This window comes from Sphingobacterium sp. UDSM-2020 (assembly GCF_016132525.1).
GTDB lineage: Bacteria > Bacteroidota > Bacteroidia > Sphingobacteriales > Sphingobacteriaceae > Sphingobacterium > Sphingobacterium anhuiense.
Window position 1 is genome coordinate 5864654 of sequence record NZ_CP066166.1, and the last position, 19259, is coordinate 5883912.

The following is a 19259-nucleotide window of genomic DNA, read 5'->3' on the forward strand; positions in this document are numbered from 1 at the left end:
TATTATTTAACAAAAGATGTGCTTAATAACAAGGGGTTTATCTAATAATTTAGATAAACCCCTTGTTTATTGTCAATAATTAATACCCATTGTTTTGTGTTAAAGCACCACCACTTCGATCAATTTGAGCTTGAGGAATTGGGAAATATTCATTTTCAGGTTTAAAATTCAACCCTTTATATGCTGGTAAAATACCACCTTCAAAAGATGAATAACTTTCTAAAACTGCCTTTGCTTCACCCCATCTTACTAAATCATAAAAGCGATGACCTTCCATTGCCAATTCTAGACGGCGTTCAAAACGAACAGCTTTTCGCGCGTAAATTTGATCAGGAAAGGATAAATATGGTTTAACTACATAGACAGCAGCATTACTATTGTTGGCTGTTTTCTTCGCTGGTAAATTAGCTGCACGATTACGAATTGCATTAACATAATTCATTGCACCAGTCAAATTCCCAACTTCCACTTCACATTCTGCTGCCATCAACACAACATCAGCAAGACGAATTATATTTACATCTAGATCAGTGATGTATGCAGCACCAGAAGCTGTATGGCTACCAAATTGACTCTGCGGAATCATAGTTTTGATACCTACAAAAGGACCTCCATTCGTTACGTCTCTAATCCATGCATCTCCTGGCATTACACCGTAATCAAGATACCTTACTCCTCTACGTCCCACAGTATAATCTAATCGTGGATCAAATCTTAAGCTAACATCTAATTGATATTTTGTTTTAGCTGAGTCCGCTTTTGTATCGACCAATCCAAAATCTGATTTATACGGATTTAGACGAAATGTACCATCTAAAAGTGGTAACCCATTAGCGTCAACTTTATATGCATTTACTAAATCAATTGTTGGTTGATAAAACCCACAACAGCCAACGGGATTATTTCCATTCAATCCAGCTAACATATCCCCCACATTTGCATTGTCACCACTACCGTTAGGATTGATGGCATGTTTCGATACTAACAAAGCCTCAGGTCCATTTTCAGTTAATACATCAAAGTTATTTTGAAAAGGCATTGATAAAATATCTTTACCAGCCATAACCTCCTTGAATAAAATAAGCGCATCAGGATATTTCTTTTGATACAAATAAACTTTGCCCAAATATGCTTTAGCAATATTTTGATCCATTCTACCTGCCTCTTCATTAATTTTTGTTAGAGGTAAATTCTCAATACCAAACTTTAAATCTTCTATTATCTTTGGTAGCACATCATCTTTATTAGGCTTTACCTTGGCTTCATCTAAAGTAGTATTTTCATCTACATAAACAAGATTCTTAAATACTCTCCATAGATAAAAATAATAATGGGCGCGCAACACCCTTGCCTCACCTTCAATCTGCGTTGCTCTAGCTGCACTAATAGTTTTAGCTCCAGCCTGATCTACTTTTAATAGGCGTAAAGTGTTATTAGCCCGCAATACACCTTCATAATAAACTTCCCACATTTGGCTCAAGTTATCGTTTGAACTATTAGGTGTATGAAATTCAATCATATTCATATTCGGCTGATCAGTAGACGTAGAACCTTTATGTGCATTATCTGCTGCAACTTCACCAAATAACCACTGGCTTGGTGCCGATGAGTAATTACCCCAAGTTCCACTTACATTCCCATTCAATATTCCATAGGCTCCAATCAATATCCCTTCAATTCCTTTAGCATTTTCAACTTGTGGTTCTGCTAATTCTCCCTGTGGAAATTTTTCCAAAAAACCCTTACCGCAAGAAGCAAATAAAAGTGTAGTGGCTCCCAGTATCATATATATATTCTTTTTCTTCATGATATTTAAATTTTAATAATTAATAAAGCTTTAGAATCCTAAACTAAGACCTAACATGTATTGTCTTGCCTGTGGATAGACTCCAAAATCAACACCTAATGCTGGATAATCCGAAGGAGTAGCGGTTACCTCTGGATCTAACCCTTCATATTTAGTAATAGTAAACAAATTCGTTACAGCAAAATACATTCTAAACTTACGTACTGAACTATTTGCTCCAAATAGATTTTGAACAGGTAAATTATAACCTACCTGTAAATTCTTAAGCTTTAAAAAACTAGCATCTTGTACATAATAACTTGAAGATGCATATTCATATGGAGAAGCATCATTGACTTGAGAAGGAATCATACTTCCATTATTCTTTGGGCTCCATTCATCTAAGACACGAACACTTTTCTGTCCTTTGAAAACTCCGAAGTCGGTAAAATAACGTGTTGCTTCATAATTTTGATTTCCTTTAGAACCGTAGAAATAAGCCATAAAATCAAAGTTTTTATACGTTGCATTGATATTTAATGAATATACAAAATCAGGATGTGGACTTCCTATTATTGTTCTGTCATTAGCATCAATTACCTTATCACCATTTATATCAGCATACTTAAGCCCTCCTATGCGTGATTTTCCATCCGCATAAGGTGCACTTGCGATATCAGCAGCATCTTGATAAATTCCGACAACTTTATATCCATAAAATGCACCTAGTGGTTCACCAGCTTTTAAAATAGAAGTTTCCATACTACGGAAAGCTCCATATACTTGTTGACTAATTGAAGGAGCTAAAGACACAATTTTATTTACATTTCTTGAGATATTAGCTGAAAGATCAAGCGTGAATGGTTTTTCTTGTTTCTTGCCATAATGATAATTTAATGAAAACTCAACTCCTTTATTTTGCATATCACCAATATTAACATAAGGTGCATCAGCTCTTCCTATACCAACTGCTGGTAACGGAAGTGGATAAAGCATATCTGTAGTTTTCTTATTATACCAGTCAAATGATCCATCAAAATCACCATTCATTATGGAAAAGTCCAATCCGAGGTTTAATGCGGATACCTGCTCCCACTTAATTGCAGGGTTACTATATGCATTTTGCCATACACCGGAACTAAGTGGTCCGTTGATCGGATAAGAAGATGAGTTTACATCAACTTTATAACGATTTACATATTGATTTTGTGGAATACGCTGATTTCCTGTTACTCCATAACCAGCACGGATTTTAAGATCATTCAACCATGAAGATCCCTTTAAAAACTCTTCTTCCGATAATCGCCAAGCAGCACTTACACCAGGAAATACTCCATATTTATTGTCTGGTCCAAATGTTGACGATCCATCTCGTCTTACAGTACCACTCAAAATATAACGATCTTTAAAAGAATAGTCTACTTTTCCGAATATGGAGAACAATGAACCCACGGTTCCCTCCCCATTTCCAAAAATATCTTTTGACGCAGCATCAATATAAAAATAATCTAAACTTTCAGTTGTAAAGAAACCGTTTCCTCGAGCAGATATTTGTCTATATCTGCTGGATATTGCTTCGGTACCCAACAAAATATTTAGATTATGTTCATCATTAAATTTCGCTTTATAATTTAAGGTATTTGTCCATGTCCACTCTTTATTAATTCCAGAAGATTCGATCATTCCGTTGTTGAAACTTCCTTCTGTAAATTCTGGATTCGGATAGGTATATGAAACTGTATTATAATTTTCATATTTCATACCCATACTTGTGCGGAAAGTTAAGCCTTTTAGTAAATCATACTCTCCATAGACATTGCCAAAGAATAAATTACTTTTATTCTTATTATCTTGAGCACGAGATGCTATGGCTACTGGATTTTCTCCGTTACCATACTGTCCACCAACAGAACCTGCAAAATTTCCACCCTCATCATATACAGGGATTAAATTGTGTATTCGGTATGCAAAACCAAGGGCACTCCCTTCCCCAATATAATCACCAGCAGTATTTGTATTCACCCCCATGCCAAAGCCTTCAGTAAAAGAATACTGAATATTTTCCCCAAATCTCAATTTTTTATCAAAGGCAGAAAATGACATATTAGAGCGGACATTATATTTTTCAAAACCTGTATGAATAATAGTACCCTTTTGATTTAGATATCCTCCTGAAAAAGCATAATTTGCATTCTCACCCCCACCCGTAGCACTTAATTGATAAGATTGGGTTGGTGCATTTTGAGATAATGCATCAAACCAATTGGTACCAGCCTTATTTGCTTTTGTAATCTGATAAAAATCGGCTCGACTTGAAGCATCATATTTGTATTTTGACATATCAAGATCGGCAGGTTTAATATCATGACCTAATTTAGCACCTGCAATAATGTAATCTGGCAATGTATTGTTTTTTCCATCTAATCTATTTTCAATATCTAAAACTTGTTGTGGACTTAACATTTTAGGAAAACGACTACTGTTAGGAACCTGTATTCCAAAATAGGCATCCAAATTAATTTGTGGTTTTCCCGATTTACCCATTTTTGTTGTCACAATCACGACACCATTATTTGCGCGAGATCCATATATTGAAGCTGCAGATGCATCTTTTAGAACCTGCATACTTTCGATATCATTTTGATTCAACCAACTTAATTTCCCTTCATACGGCACGCCATCAATAATGTATAATGGTTCATTATTGTTAATAGTACTATAACCACGGATCTTAATCTGCGGTGTCGCACCAGGAGCTCCGTCCGTTACAACTTGAACACCAGTTGCACGTCCTTGTAAAGATTCTACGGCACTTGCGGCCGGTGTACTTTTTAACTGATCAACATTCACGACAGAGACAGCTCCGGTCAGATCTTTTTTACGTTGTGTGCTGTATCCGGTTACTACTACCTCATCCAAATCACCAGTTTGTCCTTGCATCCCAACAATTAGTGGTAGCGATGTTGATGTTACATTCACAGATTGCTTTGAAAAGCCGACATAGGTAATTTCCAATACATCATTTAAGGCTGCATCAATCTGAAAATTACCCTCCGAATCGGAAGAGGTCGCTAAAGTCTTTCCCACGACTCTAATTGTTGCTCCAGCGATGGGTTCTTTAGTCGCGGCATCCTGAACTTTTCCTCGAACAGGGTTTTGCGTAATCTGTGTGTTGACTACATAACTTGACACATCAGCAAATTTTGACATCGGATTACCTAATGACTGATGGCTAATTAACACGAGCGCTGTGGACGCCCAAAGGGAGTATTTTATCGATTTTTTATGCTCAATAAAATCCTCGTTAAGAAACTGTAATAGTTTTCTCATAATGTGAAAAAGGTTTAATTTGGTAATTTAATCAGTGCTAAACCCTATTGAAAGAATCTCCCCTAGCACCATATGTTTAGTTGTTACCTAATGTACGCAATCGATTGATTTTTCATAATTATTCCGAAAAAATGTTTTTAACATTACCATAACATATTGATAATTAACGATTAAAATTATAAAGCCTTATTGTAACAAGTACATCATGTAACAAAAAAAAGACAATTTAACTTAATATCCATTAGTTTAAAGAATGAATTTAAATGATCAAGATCCACTCTAGATTAATTCTTAACAAAAATGATTTACCTCGAAAAAAAAATAATCAGAATCTATTTAATTCGATTTATTTTTAAGTTTTAATGACAGAAATCATAGATATGTTCAAAACATAAAAAGGCAGTCCTAATATTAGGACTGCCTTTTTATGTTTAGTTTTTATTTAGCTATGCTGTCTTTTTACCAATACTTGCTAAGAATAAATAGCCGATTGCTCCTGAAAATAAAGATCCGATGAGTACTGCAAATTTTGCTTCTTCAATAAGCATGGGATCAGTAAAAGCTAATATAGATACAAAGATAGACATCGTAAACCCTATACCGCCTAGTAAACCTACTCCAAAAATATGTTTCCAATTTGCACCTTCAGGCAACGTACATAATTTTAATTTCGTAGCAATGAAAGATATCCCTAATATCCCAACAGATTTTCCAACCAATAAACCGCCTATTATACCAATACCCAAAGCAGTGGTCAATCCGTGCACCATTTCACTTTGTATAGTAATATTGGTATTTGCGATTGCAAATAAAGGGATAATGATAAAATTGACTGGAGAAGTGAGTATATGTTCCAATTTTTCTAACGGTGATTCATCGTCTGTTACATTTGTTGGTAATGATAGTGCTACCAATACCCCCGCAATGGTGGCATGTATCCCTGAATGATGAATAAAATACCAGATAAATACTCCTGGTATCAAATAGGCCCATATTTTTTTTACTCCAAAAAAATTAAGCAACAATAAGAAAGCAAAAATTCCTAATGCAATAAATAAATAATTATAATGCAGATCGCCGCTATAAAACAATGCAATAACTAAAATAGCCAACAAATCATCAACGATTGCTAAAGCCGCTAAAAAGATTTTTAGACTTGCCGGAACCCGATTACCCAATAAAGTGATCACAGCCAAGGCGAAAGCGATATCTGTAGCCATAGGGATACCCCAACCATGCTCAGTTGGTAATCCTTTATTAATAAACAAATAAATAAGGGCTGGTAAAATAGCTCCACCCACAGCAGCTAATATGGGGAGTAATGCTTTCTTTGGAGAAGATAATTCACCCTCTACCAATTCACGCTTGATCTCTAAACCTACCAAAAGAAAAAATATTGCCATCAAACCATCGTTAATCCAAAGCAGTACCGAATAGTTTAACTGAATATGATCTGTTTCAAAACCTAGAGTTGTATTTAATAGCTTACTGAATGAATCTGCTAAGGGACTATTGGCTACTATTAAAGAAAGAATAACACAGATAAATAACAGAATACCGCCAATATTACTAGACTGTAAAAACTGCTTGAAAATTTTTAGATTAATTAATTTTGACATGAAGACTGTTTCATTTAGTGATCAATAAGGAAATATACAAGCTCCAAAATGACTGCGGAACTTTAACTATGTAATTCTACTAAGATAAGTTTTTCTTTTATAATAACAGGTTTTTTTGCCTCAATAATCATGGTTTTAGAATGAAAAAAAACCTCCAATGTTAACAAAATCAAATACACAAAACACTTAACAAAAACTTCACATACATTTTACGCAGAGATTAAAAACGATACTTATCTTTATAATAAATAAAAAACAGAAAGATGATTAAAGATTTTGAAGTACAAACATTAGAAAGCTACACGGATGTAATCGAATTTACATTTGATGGAGATGATTTATTATCGGGTGAAGATTAACCTACATTTATAAACAATTTGTCGCACGCTTAAAGCGTGTTTTTTTTATCTTATACATTCATAAAACAAAAAGGACCAATACAAAAAAGACCAATATAAATAATCAATCCTTTCATATTATACCTATAAACGATGCTAATTAAACAGGTGCATTTTGGCTGATCCATACCATACATTAGCAATGATCAAATTAATTATTCAGTATATAAAATCTTTATTTTTTCAACCAGCTAAACCAACCGGAGCTCCATTCTTTCTTTTTCTCTAATGCCTTTTCATGCTTCGGAAAAAACTTTAGAATATTTTGTATTTTTTGTTTACCGCTTTCTGTATCATTCAATTCAAATGATGCTTCGGCAGACATCAACAACATTTCGCACCAATCATCATCTTCTTCCCAATTCTGACTTTTATACATTTCGTCAGACTCTTGAGCAATTCGAATGACATTGTTCCAGTCATTTAAATGAAAATAAGTACGGATTAAATGAAGCAGTATTAAATGAAAATCACCATGTGATTCCTCTTCTTCCAAAGTTGCTTTTGTAGAGCTATACGCCACCAATAAATCCTGCAATGCTGCTGTATAGTTTGCAGTTAAAAAGTATGACTTCCCTCTGAGATAATGTAACTTGCGATAATCTATTAATGCCATCTCCTGTATGGGTTTTGTCGCTTCATAGTTATTAGCACAAGCAATACATTGTTCATATTGTTCCAATTGGAAATAGTTTTGCATTAACATGTACCAATTTGAAGCATCATCAGGTTTACTTTCCAGCTCTTTCTGCCAATCTTTTAACGTTTCAGAATCTCCACGATGATTGATTAAATCAAAACGAGCATTTTGAATTTCCATATAGGCCTGACGCGTAACAAATAAATCTTCCTCATCGTATTCAGCATATTCTGAAGATTGAATCAATTCATCATATTCCCGAGAAATTGTTTTTAAACGCTCTTCAGCTTCCTTAATATACCCGAGCTTAAATTCGCATTTCGTTACATAAGCTGAAATTCGAAGGTAGTTTGGTAAATCAAATTCTTTAAAACTATCATCCAATAATTCATGATAATTGATTAGTGCATCTTCAAATTCATTTTTTTCAAAATAGGCATCTGCCATGGTATTATACAGCTCCCAGAATCTACTATACGTCAGTCCTTCTTTACAGATCTCAATCACTTCATCGTATTTTCGTTTACTGCTCAGCGCTAATGCATAATTATTACAGCACATGGACATGAGCTGATGGTTAATGAAGTAATTCGCTTCAAATTTATTTTCGTGGAAATAAGCTTTAAATGCGAGGTATGCTCTTTCAAAAAACTGTAAGCGATAATTCAATAAGGCCATATCGAGTATTGGTGAGCCAATTGAATTTTCGAATTCCGAAAATTCGCAACCGGAATTAAAATAGTCGATAGGTCCATCTTCCGGCCAATTTAATACGACGGGCAATTGTTTATGAACTTCGTAATAAGTGAGTATATAACGGTATATAGTAACTGAAAAACCACCTAATTCGACAGCTTTTACCAGATAGGGTAAAGCTTCTTCATAGTTACCACCTTCAAGAATATAAGTTCCCGCAAAGTGATAGGGTACAAACCAATCTGGATTAAGATCTATATAACGTTTTGCTTCGATGAGAGGATCGGATAAGTCCAATCCCAGTTCTTCACGAAAATTACGTTGGACCATAATTGCAAAGTAAATACATTGCTTGTTTTCTAAGCCACCATTTAATAGATCTATTACCTGTTCATAAAACTTAAATATCTCTGCGTCAAGTTCAGGATCTTCATTTCCATACAACACAGCCTTAGTACCGGCCCAACCGATCATGTCATAATCATGATAATCCATTGCAAGCTGTCCTATATCTAGGTAAAGCAATACATTATTGGAAAGAATATCATGTTTGTATTTTTTAAATTCAGCTAAGGCTTGTTGATGTTGATCTAAATTTTCACGGAGTATCATTGCTTTAAAGAGTAAACTCTCTGTTAGCAAAGCACATTTACTAATACGATCATGGGCGTATAGCACTTCATAAATAGATAATAATTCATTGATATTACCTATAGATTCATTAAACTTTTCATGCAAATAATTTAAATCAGCTTTAAAACGGCATACGTTCTCCAATTCATCTTCATGAATACTCAACCTATCTATATACGATGCATACTCATCGTAATCTAGATCTTTATAAAAGAATCGTGTTGTTTCCAACAAACCAAAAAGAGCGGCCTCATTATTGGGCTCTATTTCAAGAATAGATTTATAAATTGTAATAACTTCCTGAAAATCTTCTAATAATAATTCCTTACTATCTTCTTCTGAATTTTGAAAATCAAGTTCTTTAAGTACAGTAGCTTTTAAAATTAGAGTGGGGATATCTTGAGGGTTCAGTACCAGAAAAACTTCTAATTCGGACAAACAATCCTCATATCTTCCTTCCTCATACAAATTAACTAAATCTTGAAACTTCATAAACTACGGCTCTTTTATATAAAAATAAAAATATATTCCAAACTTCAAAAAAGTTAAAAAAAATAAAGCTTAAAAGAGCTCATTATTAAAACGATAAATAATCGAAAGTCTGTAACAACAAAAAAGGAACCCTGATGGGTTCCTTTCCAATATCTAACAAATTGACTCAGGGTTAAAACTCTATTTTACTGCGTCAATAACTGCTTTGAAAGCATCTGGGTTGTTTAAAGCTAAATCAGCTAAAACCTTACGGTTTAAACCAATATTTTTAGCGTTTAATTTACCAATCAACACTGAATAAGATAATCCTTGTTGACGGGCTCCAGCGTTAATACGTTGAATCCATAAAGCTCTAAACTCGCGTTTTTTTGTTTTACGGTCGCGGTAAGCGTACTGTAAACCTTTTTCTACTGTATTTTTAGCAATAGTATAAACTTTGCTACGTGATCCATAATAGCCTTTCGCTAATTTAAGGATTTTTTTACGTCTTCTTCTCGAAGCAACTGCGTTAACCGAACGTGGCATATTTTTAAAATTATTTGGTAAAAGGCGTCATGTTTCTCAATGATCTTACAACCCTGTACCCGGTTAAAAAATTATTATTAATTAAATCGAATAAAACTTATTTACCGATAGCAAGCATACGTTTAACGTTGCCCATATCGCCATCAGATACATAACTTGTTGTTGTTAAGTTACGTTTACGTTTTGTGCTCTTTTTTGTCAAGATGTGGCTTTTGAAAGCGTTTTTTCTTGCGATTTTACCTGTTCCAGTAAGCTTAAAACGTTTTTTAGCGCTGGAATTGGTTTTTACTTTTGGCATAATACTTTAAATTTTATATCAATCTGTTAGAATTTTTTTATTATTTTTTAGCTACCAATTTAGGCGCCAAAGTTAAAAACATACGTTTTCCTTCTAATTTCGGTAATAATTCAACTTTACCTACTTCTTCTAACGCTTGTGCAAAACGCAATAACAGGATCTCCCCTTGTTCTTTGTGTACAATTGCACGGCCTTTAAAGTGTACGTAAGCACGAACTTTTTCACCGCTTTCAAGAAATTTGATCGCATGTTTCAATTTGAAGTCAAAATCATGTTCACTGGTATTAGGTCCGAAACGGATTTCCTTAATAACAGTTTGTTTTGCATTAGCTTTGATTTCTTTTTGTTTCTTCTTTTGCTCGTAAACAAATTTACTGTAGTCGATAATTTTACAAACCGGCGGAACAGCATTTGGCGAAATCTCAACTAAATCAAGTTCCAATTCATCTGCAAGCTCTAAAGCTTTACGTGTAGGATATACTCCTGTTTCCACATTGTCACCTACCAAACGTACCTCAGGCACACGGATTAGTTCATTAATGCGGTGATCTGGTTCTTTCTTCCTCATTGGTGGTCTAGGACCACCTGGTCTTTTTAATGCCAAATGTTTAAATATTTAAACGGTTATTTCTTTAATTAATACTTCTCTAAATTCGTCAGCAGTCATGGATCCCATGTCTACTGAACCATGTTTACGCACAGAAATCGTGCCACTCTCAGCCTCTTTCTCCCCTACAATCAACATATAAGGCAGTTTTTTCACCTCTGCATCTCTGATTTTGCGACCCACTTTTTCATCACGCAAGTCTATCAGTCCGCGAATATCGGAATTATTTAGCGATTCTAAAAGGTTTTTCGCATATTCTTCATATTTTTCTGACACTGGCAAGACGATAAATTGTTCTGGGGCAAGCCATAATGGAAATTCTCCAGCACAATGTTCGATCAATACAGCAATAAAACGCTCCATAGAACCAAATGGTGCTCTATGAATCATCACTGGTCTATGCTTTGCATTATCAGAACCTGTATACTCCAGTTCGAAGCGCTCAGGTAAATTATAATCCACTTGAATAGTACCTAGCTGCCATCTACGTCCCAAAGCATCCTTCACCATGAAATCCAGTTTAGGTCCATAGAAAGCTGCCTCGCCATATTCCACGACAGTCGATAATTCTTTTTCTGCAGCGGCCTCGATAATTGCACTTTCTGCAAGAGCCCAATTTTCATCTGTACCAATATATTTGGTGCGATTTTCTGGATCTCTTAACGAAATCTGTGCAGTATACTCTTCAAAACCCAATGCTTTGAAAACATACAATACCAAGTCAATCACTTTTTTAAATTCTTCCTTCACCTGATCTGGGCGACAGAATAAATGTGCATCATCTTGTGTAAACCCTCTTACACGTGTCAAACCATGTAATTCTCCAGATTGCTCGTAACGGTAAACCGTCCCAAATTCTGCAAAACGTACAGGAAGATCTTTATAAGAGCGTGGCTTTGTTTTATAAATCTCACAGTGATGCGGGCAGTTCATCGGCTTCAAGAAAAACTCTTCGTCTTCAACTGGAGTTCTTATCGGCTGGAATGAATCTTCGCCATATTTATCATAGTGCCCAGATGTTACGTACAATTGTTTATTACCGATATGAGGTGTCATCACAGGTTCATAACCTGATTTTAACTGAGCTCTTTGTAAAAAATCTTGTAATTTTTGACGCAAAGCTGCTCCTTTTGGCAACCACAATGGTAATCCTGCTCCTACTTTCTCTGAAAAAGCAAACAACTCTAATTCCTTACCTAATTTACGATGATCACGCTTTTTTGCTTCTTCAATGAACTTTAAATATTCTGTTAATTCCGAAGCTTTTGGAAACGTTACCCCATAGATACGAGTCAATTGTTTACGAGACTCATCACCTCTCCAGTATGCACCGGCAACATTTGTTAATTTGATCGCTTTGATAAATCCCGTATTAGGAATATGTGGTCCACGACATAAATCGGTAAATTCTCCCTGTGTATAGAATGTAATCTTTCCATCTTCCAGATCTTTAATCAGATCTAATTTATACTCGTCTCCTTTTTCAGTAAAATATGCAATAGAATCAGCTTTAGAAACAGCTTTACGTTCGAAAATTTCTTTACGTTTTGCTAATTCTAACATCTTATCTTCAATTTGCTTAAAATCATCAGATGAGAATTCACGATCTCCAAAATCAACGTCATAATAGAAACCCGTCTCGATCGCGGGACCTATACCAAACTTGATACCTGGGTAAAGATCTTCTAATGCCTCTGCCAATAGATGCGCAGAAGAATGCCAAAAGGTAGATTTACCATTTGTATCATTCCAGGTCAACAACTTTACTGCAGAATCTTCTTCAATAGGACGAGATGAGTCCCAAATCTCTCCATTCACTTCGGCGGCTAACACATTTCTAGCTAAACCTTCCGAGATTGACAATGCTACTTGAGCAGCTGATGTTCCTTTTTCGTACTCACGAACGGAACCGTCAGGTAATGTAATTTTAATCATCAACAAATATGATTATTTTTAGTAATTATTTATAAAACAACACCTTACAGACACACAACATACTAAATTGTTAATTATCTATAAGGCTTAATAAATTAAATCTATTCCTAGATCTATTATCCATCAAATATACTGAAAATAATCCATAATTGTACTTTTAAGTCTTTATTGCACTCCCATCATTGATCGACACATTTTTAGTTCTCCCCCTCACTTGGAAGAGGGCACATCATAATGCAAATGTAGCATAGGAATATTCATTATAGAAATGCTGAACTAACAGTTTATGATAAAAATTCGTTAATGATAAATATGGAGATAAATAGAATCCTGTCTGCGCCAAATAAGATCGTCAAGTGATTTGACTATCTAATCTAAAAGTAATGAATTGAAAACAATCCCGATATCACAATCTTTTTTATTATTTTTGCAATCTTAAATTCATTACTATGTCACATCAAGTTCCAGAAGACGGCACTTTACTTCCGTTGATGGAAGAGTTCTATACAATTCAGGGAGAGGGATTTCACACAGGAAAAGCTGCATATTTTATTCGATTGGGAGGATGTGATGTGGGGTGTCACTGGTGCGATGTTAAAGAAAGCTGGGATGCCGCTTTACACCCGCTAACTTCTGCTGATCAGATTATTGAAAATGCAAAAAAATATCCAGCAAAAACAGTTGTCATCACGGGAGGAGAACCTTTAATCTACAATTTGGATTACTTAACAAAAGGTCTTCACGCAGCTGGAATCCAAACTTTTATAGAGACATCTGGTGCCTATCCACTAAGTGGCGAATGGGATTGGATCTGTCTTTCTCCAAAGAAATTTAAAGCTCCAAGAAAAGATGTTTTAGAAGCTGCCGGTGAATTAAAAGTCATTGTTTTTAATAAAAGTGATTTTGAATGGGCTGAAGAACATTCTAAATTAGTAAACAACGACTGTAAATTATATTTGCAACCTGAATGGTCCAAATATCCTGAAATGACCCCACTGATCATTGATCATGTCAAAGATAATCCTAAATGGAATATCTCACTTCAGACACATAAATATTTGAACATCCCTTAATCTAAATTTGGGATTAATAATAAATCATAAAGGCGATCAATGATCGCCTTTATTTTTGAATGAATATTTTTTCGACTCTATTTCAAGTACTTCTCCTGAAAATCTGGAAGTGAATATTGTTGTACTTCGGAACTAATCTTCAAATCCTTAACCAGAATATTACCTTGCTCATCAGTATCAATAAAATCTAAAGTAGGTTTCAGAACAATCTTCCCATTAAAATCCAATAAACCTTGCTTATTGTTTTCAGAAAATAGCAAATATGATCCTACAAAGTTGCTGATATTGCTTAACCCTCCAATAAGTGACACTCCTGAGGCATTAATGATACCATATCGATCTTCTATTGCATACACCATGTTCTCATCATTAACAGCATAAAGTACTTCAAAACCTACATGATTTATTTTTTTTGCCTCATCATCAATAATCCAAAACAAACTACTACTATCAGAAACTATTGCTCTTTGTTTATTCAATACATCTATTGAATAAAAATTTGCAGGCTCCACTATTGTTCCATCCGTTTTTTTAACCCCAAACAAATGTTCATCACCATATGCGGCATTCTGCTGTGAAAACCATTTTAAAGGTGCTTTGAGTTCAAATGCATCTTGAAAAACACTTGCATCATCCAAGTTACTACCTTCATTTTCTGAAAGCTTAACAATTTTAACCTCATGAGGTAATTCAAATTCTTTTAAGTCACTTAGTTTAGTCAAAGCTGAGACTTCAAAACCTAAAGAATTATGCACCTGATCATTTAATTTCAGAACTGCTCCTGGTACATTAATCAAAAAGGGCAAACTACTTAGATAATAACTCGGTAGATCCGGAGCATACCAAATTGTCATTGCAACTTCACCTAAATAAGGGTCCACAACTTTCAACAATGCTTTTATACAGGAAACACCGTTGATGGTTTCTTTTTCGGACCCGTTCTCCAAGATAAGATAAGCATCTTTTGGATCAGTCGGATTCTTCAATAAGGGATAATCTGAAGAAAGCACATCCTGTGAAAGTAGATCATCGCCTTTTGTAAATGAATATTCCTGTTTTTTAGTTCGATCTGCAATCAGAACGTGCCCTAGATTATCAACTGATTTAATCTTTGAAGGTGAGGTAAAAATCGTAACCTCTTGAGCAGTGGTTCCTCCTTTTAAAAATGGCTCATAGAAATCTAACGCAAATTCAGGCACAGACTTTTCTAATTCTTCCACAGCGATCTGCCCTTTAAAACTCAATTTCATCTGCCATAAGTTATCCTGAGCTGCAGCAGAATGGGATAACAGTATAGTAAGAAATACAACATGAACCAATTTTTTCATACATTACAAATATAGCTCCTAAACAACAAAAGATAGACCAAAACGATCTATCTTTCACAATTAAAATTAATTTACTTTATTTCTTCAAATTTTATTGTTTTAAATACAATAGTGAACCATGGTTTACATATTCTGTTCTGCTAATTGCATCATCACAAAATAACATACCTAACACCATTATTTCTTTATTAAAAGTTCTTTACAACGTTATTATGCTTTTGGTTTTCACAGCTTGGTCACATGCAAAAGCAATACGTAAACTATTCAAAGCATCTTCCGATTGCTTCTTTAAATCCAAATCCTCTACAATTGCTTTTTGAAAAAATAACTGTTCTCTGTTACAAAGATCTTGATGAGTAGGTTCGTCTTCTAAATGAATCCATTCATCCGCATTTAAAAATTCATTATTCACATCAATATCAGCATGATGTACACGAATTGATTCTGTTTTGGTGTGTGCTTCCACCGAATCTGAAACCCCTTCTCTGACAGCATGATTTGGCACAATAGATACCGCCCCTTTAGGGCCAAACACATCTTTAACAAAAAAAGCAGTTTGACTAACCATAGGCCCCCATCCTGCTTCATACCATCCTACAGAACCATCATCAAAATGTAACTGAAGCTGTCCATAATTATAATTCGTTTCGGGTATATCATTTGTCAATCGTGCTCCGATAGCGGAAACTTGAACAGGCTTAGCGTCTGTCATCTGACACATTACATCAATATAATGAACGCCACAATCTATTATTGGACTCAAGCTATTCATTAAATTACGGTGTACATCCCACATATAGCCATGACTCTGCTGATTGAGATTCATACGCATGACCAAAGGTGTTCCCATCTTACGGCTAATTGCGATAAACTTTTTCCATGAAGGGTGATATCGTAAAATATATCCTACAACCAATTTTTTATTATACTTTATTGCGGCATCGATAACATTTTGAGCCCCTAATACCGTATCTGCTAAAGGTTTTTCAAGAAAAACATGTGCTCCTGCCTCAAAAGATCTGATTGCATAATTTTCATGCGTATCGGGATAGGTTGAAATACAGACTGCATCTGGTTTTGTTTGTAGCAGTGCCTCTTCAAAATCATCAAATTCAGGATAAGCTGCCTGAAGAGATTTATTCAATCTACTTTTACTTTCTCCCCTGGATACCAGCCCAACAATTTCAAAACCCGGTAAGTCATGATAGGCGCGGGCATGAGATGCTCCCATGTTACCACACCCGACTACTAATATCTTAATTCCTACGTCCATACCTAAACAAATGGTGTTTTTCCCGGCTGAGGAATCCCGCGATTATCAGCTTGCATTTTCCAATCATATTCTAATGAAGTAGGGCCTAAAACTTCTGTCGATTGCATAATCTGATCATACGTAATCGCTTTCCCCGTATAAGCGGCCGTTCGAGACCAAATTGCAAGTAGGGTACTATTCGCAAGGTGTGGTCCATCGTTAATCGCTTTTTTATCACGGATGGCTGCGAAAAGTTCGTCATGCTGGGTTTGATACATATTATTGTTCCGTCCAGTAAACTTCCACGCTTTGTCACCATAAATCTCGAAATTTGAAGGAATATTTAAGTTTGCACGACCGTTCTTTCCTATGACGTCCACTGAATTTCGGGAATCAGTTCCATTTTGTTGACGACAAGAATGAAAGGCCTTTAATCCATTTCCATAATCAAATTCAATAGACATATGATCATAAACGTTGCCGAATTTATCCAACTCTCGGGACTGTCTTCCTCCAGTTGCAATAATAGTCTTAGGAACAATATCTCCTAATGCCCAAGACATCATATCAACACTATGTATAGCTTGCTCGACAATAAGATCGCCAGAATATCTTTGGAAATAGAACCAATTACGTAACTGATACTCTAAATCTGACCAACCGGCCTGTCTTTCCTTATGACTTAATTCTCCTCCAAATCTAAAAGTAGAAACAGATTGTATATCACCAATATCACCTTGTTTTATCTTTTGAAAGATTTCACGGTTTGGTGTTGCATACCTAAAACAGAAACCACTTACCAAACAGAGATTCTTTTCTTTAGCAATCTTTACGCTTTCAAATACTCTTTTCAAGTTTGGAATATCTACTGCAACAGGTTTTTCACAAAAGATGTGCTTTCCTTTTTTGACGGCCTCTTCCAAATGATCTGGTCTAAAGTTTGGTGGAGAACAAAGTAAAACCACATCCACATCGGTATTCATCAATTTTTGAAATCCTAAAAATCCTAAAAAGATGTTTTTGCTATCGACCTTTACTTGATCATTTGATATCTGTCTCAATGAATCTAAACATAGGTCTACTTGATCTTGGAAGATATCTGCAACAGCGGTAATGACGACATTTGGATCTGCGCGCAATGCTTGAGAAGCGGCCCCTGTCCCCCTACCGCCACAGCCTACAAGTCCGATCTTAATTTTCTTTGGTGCACTGTTTGCATACAAATTAAGGCTTGATGTAGCCAGAGCAGTCCCCAGAACTACGGTATTTGTTTTCTTTAGAAAAGAACGGCGATTTAGATTTTCTAAATTCATATTTTAGCTTATTATTTTCGATTGTACAAGTCCCTATTCTTCTTACAGATAGCGAGAATTTAAAATTAATATTAAATTTTATACTAAAAAAGTATAAATAGCTTCCAAATGTAATAATGTTGTGCATCATAACGACATCACGTTAAAAGAAGCTTGAAGCACACTCTAACGTAATTTCTATCGCTTATTAAATATTTTAGTAAGGTAAAAAATGTTTAATTTCAATGCAGAAATGTCATATTTACGCTATCTCTATTTTATTTTTCTCAATTAATAGCTATTTAAATTTGATTTCTATTAACAAAATACTATTTTTGACACATTATTAATACAAACATGATTTTTGCTCACGGACATCACTTTCATATGCATCATCGCCATTGCGGCGATATGTAATAAGTGTGTTTCTACGTGAAGCATTTTTTCCCTTGTGTTTGATTTCTATTTATTAATAATTTACAGCTAACATTATAAAGCTTTGAAAAATCTTAAAATTGCTATCCAAAAATCGGGTAGATTAAACGAAAAATCAGTTCAATTACTTAAAAACTGTGGTCTAGACTTCGAAAATTATAAAAGTTCTTTAATAACAACCGTTTCCAATTTCCCTCTTGAAATTCTTTTCCTTCGTGATGATGATATTCCAGGATATGTAGAGCAAGGAATTGCTGATCTAGGAATAGTTGGTGAAAATGTCATTGATGAAACTGAATCTGAAGTTAATTATCTACAACGTCTAGGTTTTGGAAAATGTACTTTAAAACTAGCGGTTCAGAAAGATAGTGATATTAAAGATTTAAGAGATCTTAATGGAAAATCTATTGCAACATCTTATCCTGTTATATTAAAGAAATTTTTAGACGAATACCGCATCGATGCAGATATTCAGATGATATCAGGATCTGTTGAAATTGCACCTGGCTTAGGTTTGAGTGACGCTATATGTGATATCGTCTCTACAGGTGGTACCCTTAAAAATAATGGTTTAAAACAGTTTGCTGATGTCCGCAAATCTGAAGCAATTCTTATCGGTCGCCCAGGGTTGGAGGATAACGAAATCTTAGCTGAACTTTTACAGCGAATCCAGTCGGTGTTAATGGCAAAAGAAACCAAGTACGTTGTTCTGAATGTTGAGAAAGTTAATTTACCAACTATAACAGGTCTTCTACATGGGGTAAAGTCGCCTACTGTTGTTCCATTAGCAGAAGAAGGTTGGGTTGCCGTTCATACTGTTATTTCAGAAGATGATTTCTGGGGTAAGATCAACAAGCTAAAGTCTGCAGGTGCCCAAGGAATTGTGGTCATGCCGATCGAAAAAATTATTATGTAGTTAA

13 protein-coding genes are annotated in these 19259 nt (G+C 35.0%); 2 read left to right on the forward strand and 11 right to left on the reverse strand.

The annotated features are described in order from the left end of the window. Positions 1 to 79: 79 nt before the first annotated feature. From JAZ75_RS24915 to thrS, 8 genes are all read right to left on the reverse strand, one after another. Entirely contained in the window at positions 80 to 1807 is a 1728-nt protein-coding gene (locus JAZ75_RS24915) for a RagB/SusD family nutrient uptake outer membrane protein (RefSeq protein WP_208699283.1), read from the reverse strand. Between the two features lie 30 nt (positions 1808 to 1837). Further along, positions 1838 to 5116: a SusC/RagA family TonB-linked outer membrane protein gene (locus tag JAZ75_RS24920; RefSeq protein ID WP_208699285.1), complete on the reverse strand. Its 3279-nt coding sequence runs from the start codon at positions 5114 to 5116 to the stop codon at positions 1838 to 1840. A 446-nt stretch (positions 5117 to 5562) separates the two neighbouring features. Continuing rightward, on the reverse strand, positions 5563 to 6735 hold the full coding sequence (nhaA, locus tag JAZ75_RS24925; protein WP_208699287.1) for a Na+/H+ antiporter NhaA: 1173 nt from the start codon (positions 6733 to 6735) through the stop codon (positions 5563 to 5565). 573 nt (positions 6736 to 7308) lie between these two features. Then, positions 7309 to 9594, reverse strand: a complete 2286-nt coding sequence (locus JAZ75_RS24930; protein WP_208699288.1) for a tetratricopeptide repeat protein — start codon at positions 9592 to 9594, stop codon at positions 7309 to 7311. A 180-nt stretch (positions 9595 to 9774) separates the two neighbouring features. After that, entirely contained in the window at positions 9775 to 10119 is a 345-nt protein-coding gene (rplT, locus tag JAZ75_RS24935) for a 50S ribosomal protein L20 (protein ID WP_021191518.1), read from the reverse strand. A 97-nt stretch (positions 10120 to 10216) separates the two neighbouring features. Then, the gene (rpmI, locus tag JAZ75_RS24940) at positions 10217 to 10417 is read right to left on the reverse strand and encodes a 50S ribosomal protein L35 (RefSeq protein ID WP_021191519.1); all 201 of its coding nucleotides are present in this window, start codon (positions 10415 to 10417) and stop codon (positions 10217 to 10219) included. A 40-nt stretch (positions 10418 to 10457) separates the two neighbouring features. Then, entirely contained in the window at positions 10458 to 11021 is a 564-nt protein-coding gene (infC, locus tag JAZ75_RS24945) for a translation initiation factor IF-3 (RefSeq protein ID WP_021191520.1), read from the reverse strand. A gap of 12 nt (positions 11022 to 11033) precedes the next feature. Further along, on the reverse strand, positions 11034 to 12959 hold the full coding sequence (gene thrS, locus JAZ75_RS24950) for a threonine--tRNA ligase (RefSeq protein ID WP_208699290.1): 1926 nt from the start codon (positions 12957 to 12959) through the stop codon (positions 11034 to 11036). 449 nt (positions 12960 to 13408) lie between these two features. On the opposite strand from thrS, the gene JAZ75_RS24955 reads away from it, so the two are divergent. Next, entirely contained in the window at positions 13409 to 14032 is a 624-nt protein-coding gene (locus JAZ75_RS24955; RefSeq protein ID WP_208699292.1) for a 7-carboxy-7-deazaguanine synthase QueE, read from the forward strand. A 77-nt stretch (positions 14033 to 14109) separates the two neighbouring features. Here the strand turns inward: JAZ75_RS24955 and JAZ75_RS24960 are convergent, their stop codons facing one another. The 3 genes from JAZ75_RS24960 to JAZ75_RS24970 all read right to left on the reverse strand — a co-directional run bounded on the left by JAZ75_RS24960 (position 14110) and on the right by JAZ75_RS24970 (position 17925). Then, the gene (locus JAZ75_RS24960) at positions 14110 to 15360 is read right to left on the reverse strand and encodes a hypothetical protein (protein WP_208699295.1); all 1251 of its coding nucleotides are present in this window, start codon (positions 15358 to 15360) and stop codon (positions 14110 to 14112) included. Positions 15361 to 15559: 199 nt separating this feature from the next. Further along, complete coding sequence (locus JAZ75_RS24965) at positions 15560 to 16633, reverse strand: Gfo/Idh/MocA family oxidoreductase (protein WP_208699297.1); 1074 nt, start codon at positions 16631 to 16633, stop codon at positions 15560 to 15562. 2 nt (positions 16634 to 16635) lie between these two features. After that, the gene (locus JAZ75_RS24970) at positions 16636 to 17925 is read right to left on the reverse strand and encodes a Gfo/Idh/MocA family protein (protein WP_208699299.1); all 1290 of its coding nucleotides are present in this window, start codon (positions 17923 to 17925) and stop codon (positions 16636 to 16638) included. Positions 17926 to 18403: 478 nt separating this feature from the next. Here JAZ75_RS24970 and hisG point away from each other — a divergent pair, with 478 nt between their 5' ends. Beyond that, positions 18404 to 19255, forward strand: coding sequence for an ATP phosphoribosyltransferase (gene hisG, locus JAZ75_RS24975; protein WP_208699301.1), 852 nt, complete (start codon positions 18404 to 18406; stop codon positions 19253 to 19255). Positions 19256 to 19259: the final 4 nt, after the last annotated feature.

Excerpts from the sequence above, each read along its gene's own strand:
- JAZ75_RS24915 (WP_208699283.1), bottom strand. The coding sequence starts at position 1,807 with ATGAAGAAAAAGAATATATATATGATACTGGGAGCCACTACACTTTTA.
- JAZ75_RS24920 (WP_208699285.1), bottom strand. The coding sequence starts at position 5,116 with ATGAGAAAACTATTACAGTTTCTTAACGAGGATTTTATTGAGCATAAA.
- nhaA (WP_208699287.1), bottom strand. The coding sequence starts at position 6,735 with ATGTCAAAATTAATTAATCTAAAAATTTTCAAGCAGTTTTTACAGTCT.
- JAZ75_RS24930 (WP_208699288.1), bottom strand. The coding sequence starts at position 9,594 with ATGAAGTTTCAAGATTTAGTTAATTTGTATGAGGAAGGAAGATATGAG.
- rplT (WP_021191518.1), bottom strand. The coding sequence starts at position 10,119 with ATGCCACGTTCGGTTAACGCAGTTGCTTCGAGAAGAAGACGTAAAAAA.
- rpmI (WP_021191519.1), bottom strand. The coding sequence starts at position 10,417 with ATGCCAAAAGTAAAAACCAATTCCAGCGCTAAAAAACGTTTTAAGCTT.
- thrS (WP_208699290.1), bottom strand. The coding sequence starts at position 12,959 with ATGATTAAAATTACATTACCTGACGGTTCCGTTCGTGAGTACGAAAAA.
- JAZ75_RS24955 (WP_208699292.1), top strand. The coding sequence starts at position 13,409 with ATGTCACATCAAGTTCCAGAAGACGGCACTTTACTTCCGTTGATGGAA.
- JAZ75_RS24960 (WP_208699295.1), bottom strand. The coding sequence starts at position 15,360 with ATGAAAAAATTGGTTCATGTTGTATTTCTTACTATACTGTTATCCCAT.
- JAZ75_RS24965 (WP_208699297.1), bottom strand. The coding sequence starts at position 16,633 with ATGGACGTAGGAATTAAGATATTAGTAGTCGGGTGTGGTAACATGGGA.
- JAZ75_RS24970 (WP_208699299.1), bottom strand. The coding sequence starts at position 17,925 with ATGAATTTAGAAAATCTAAATCGCCGTTCTTTTCTAAAGAAAACAAAT.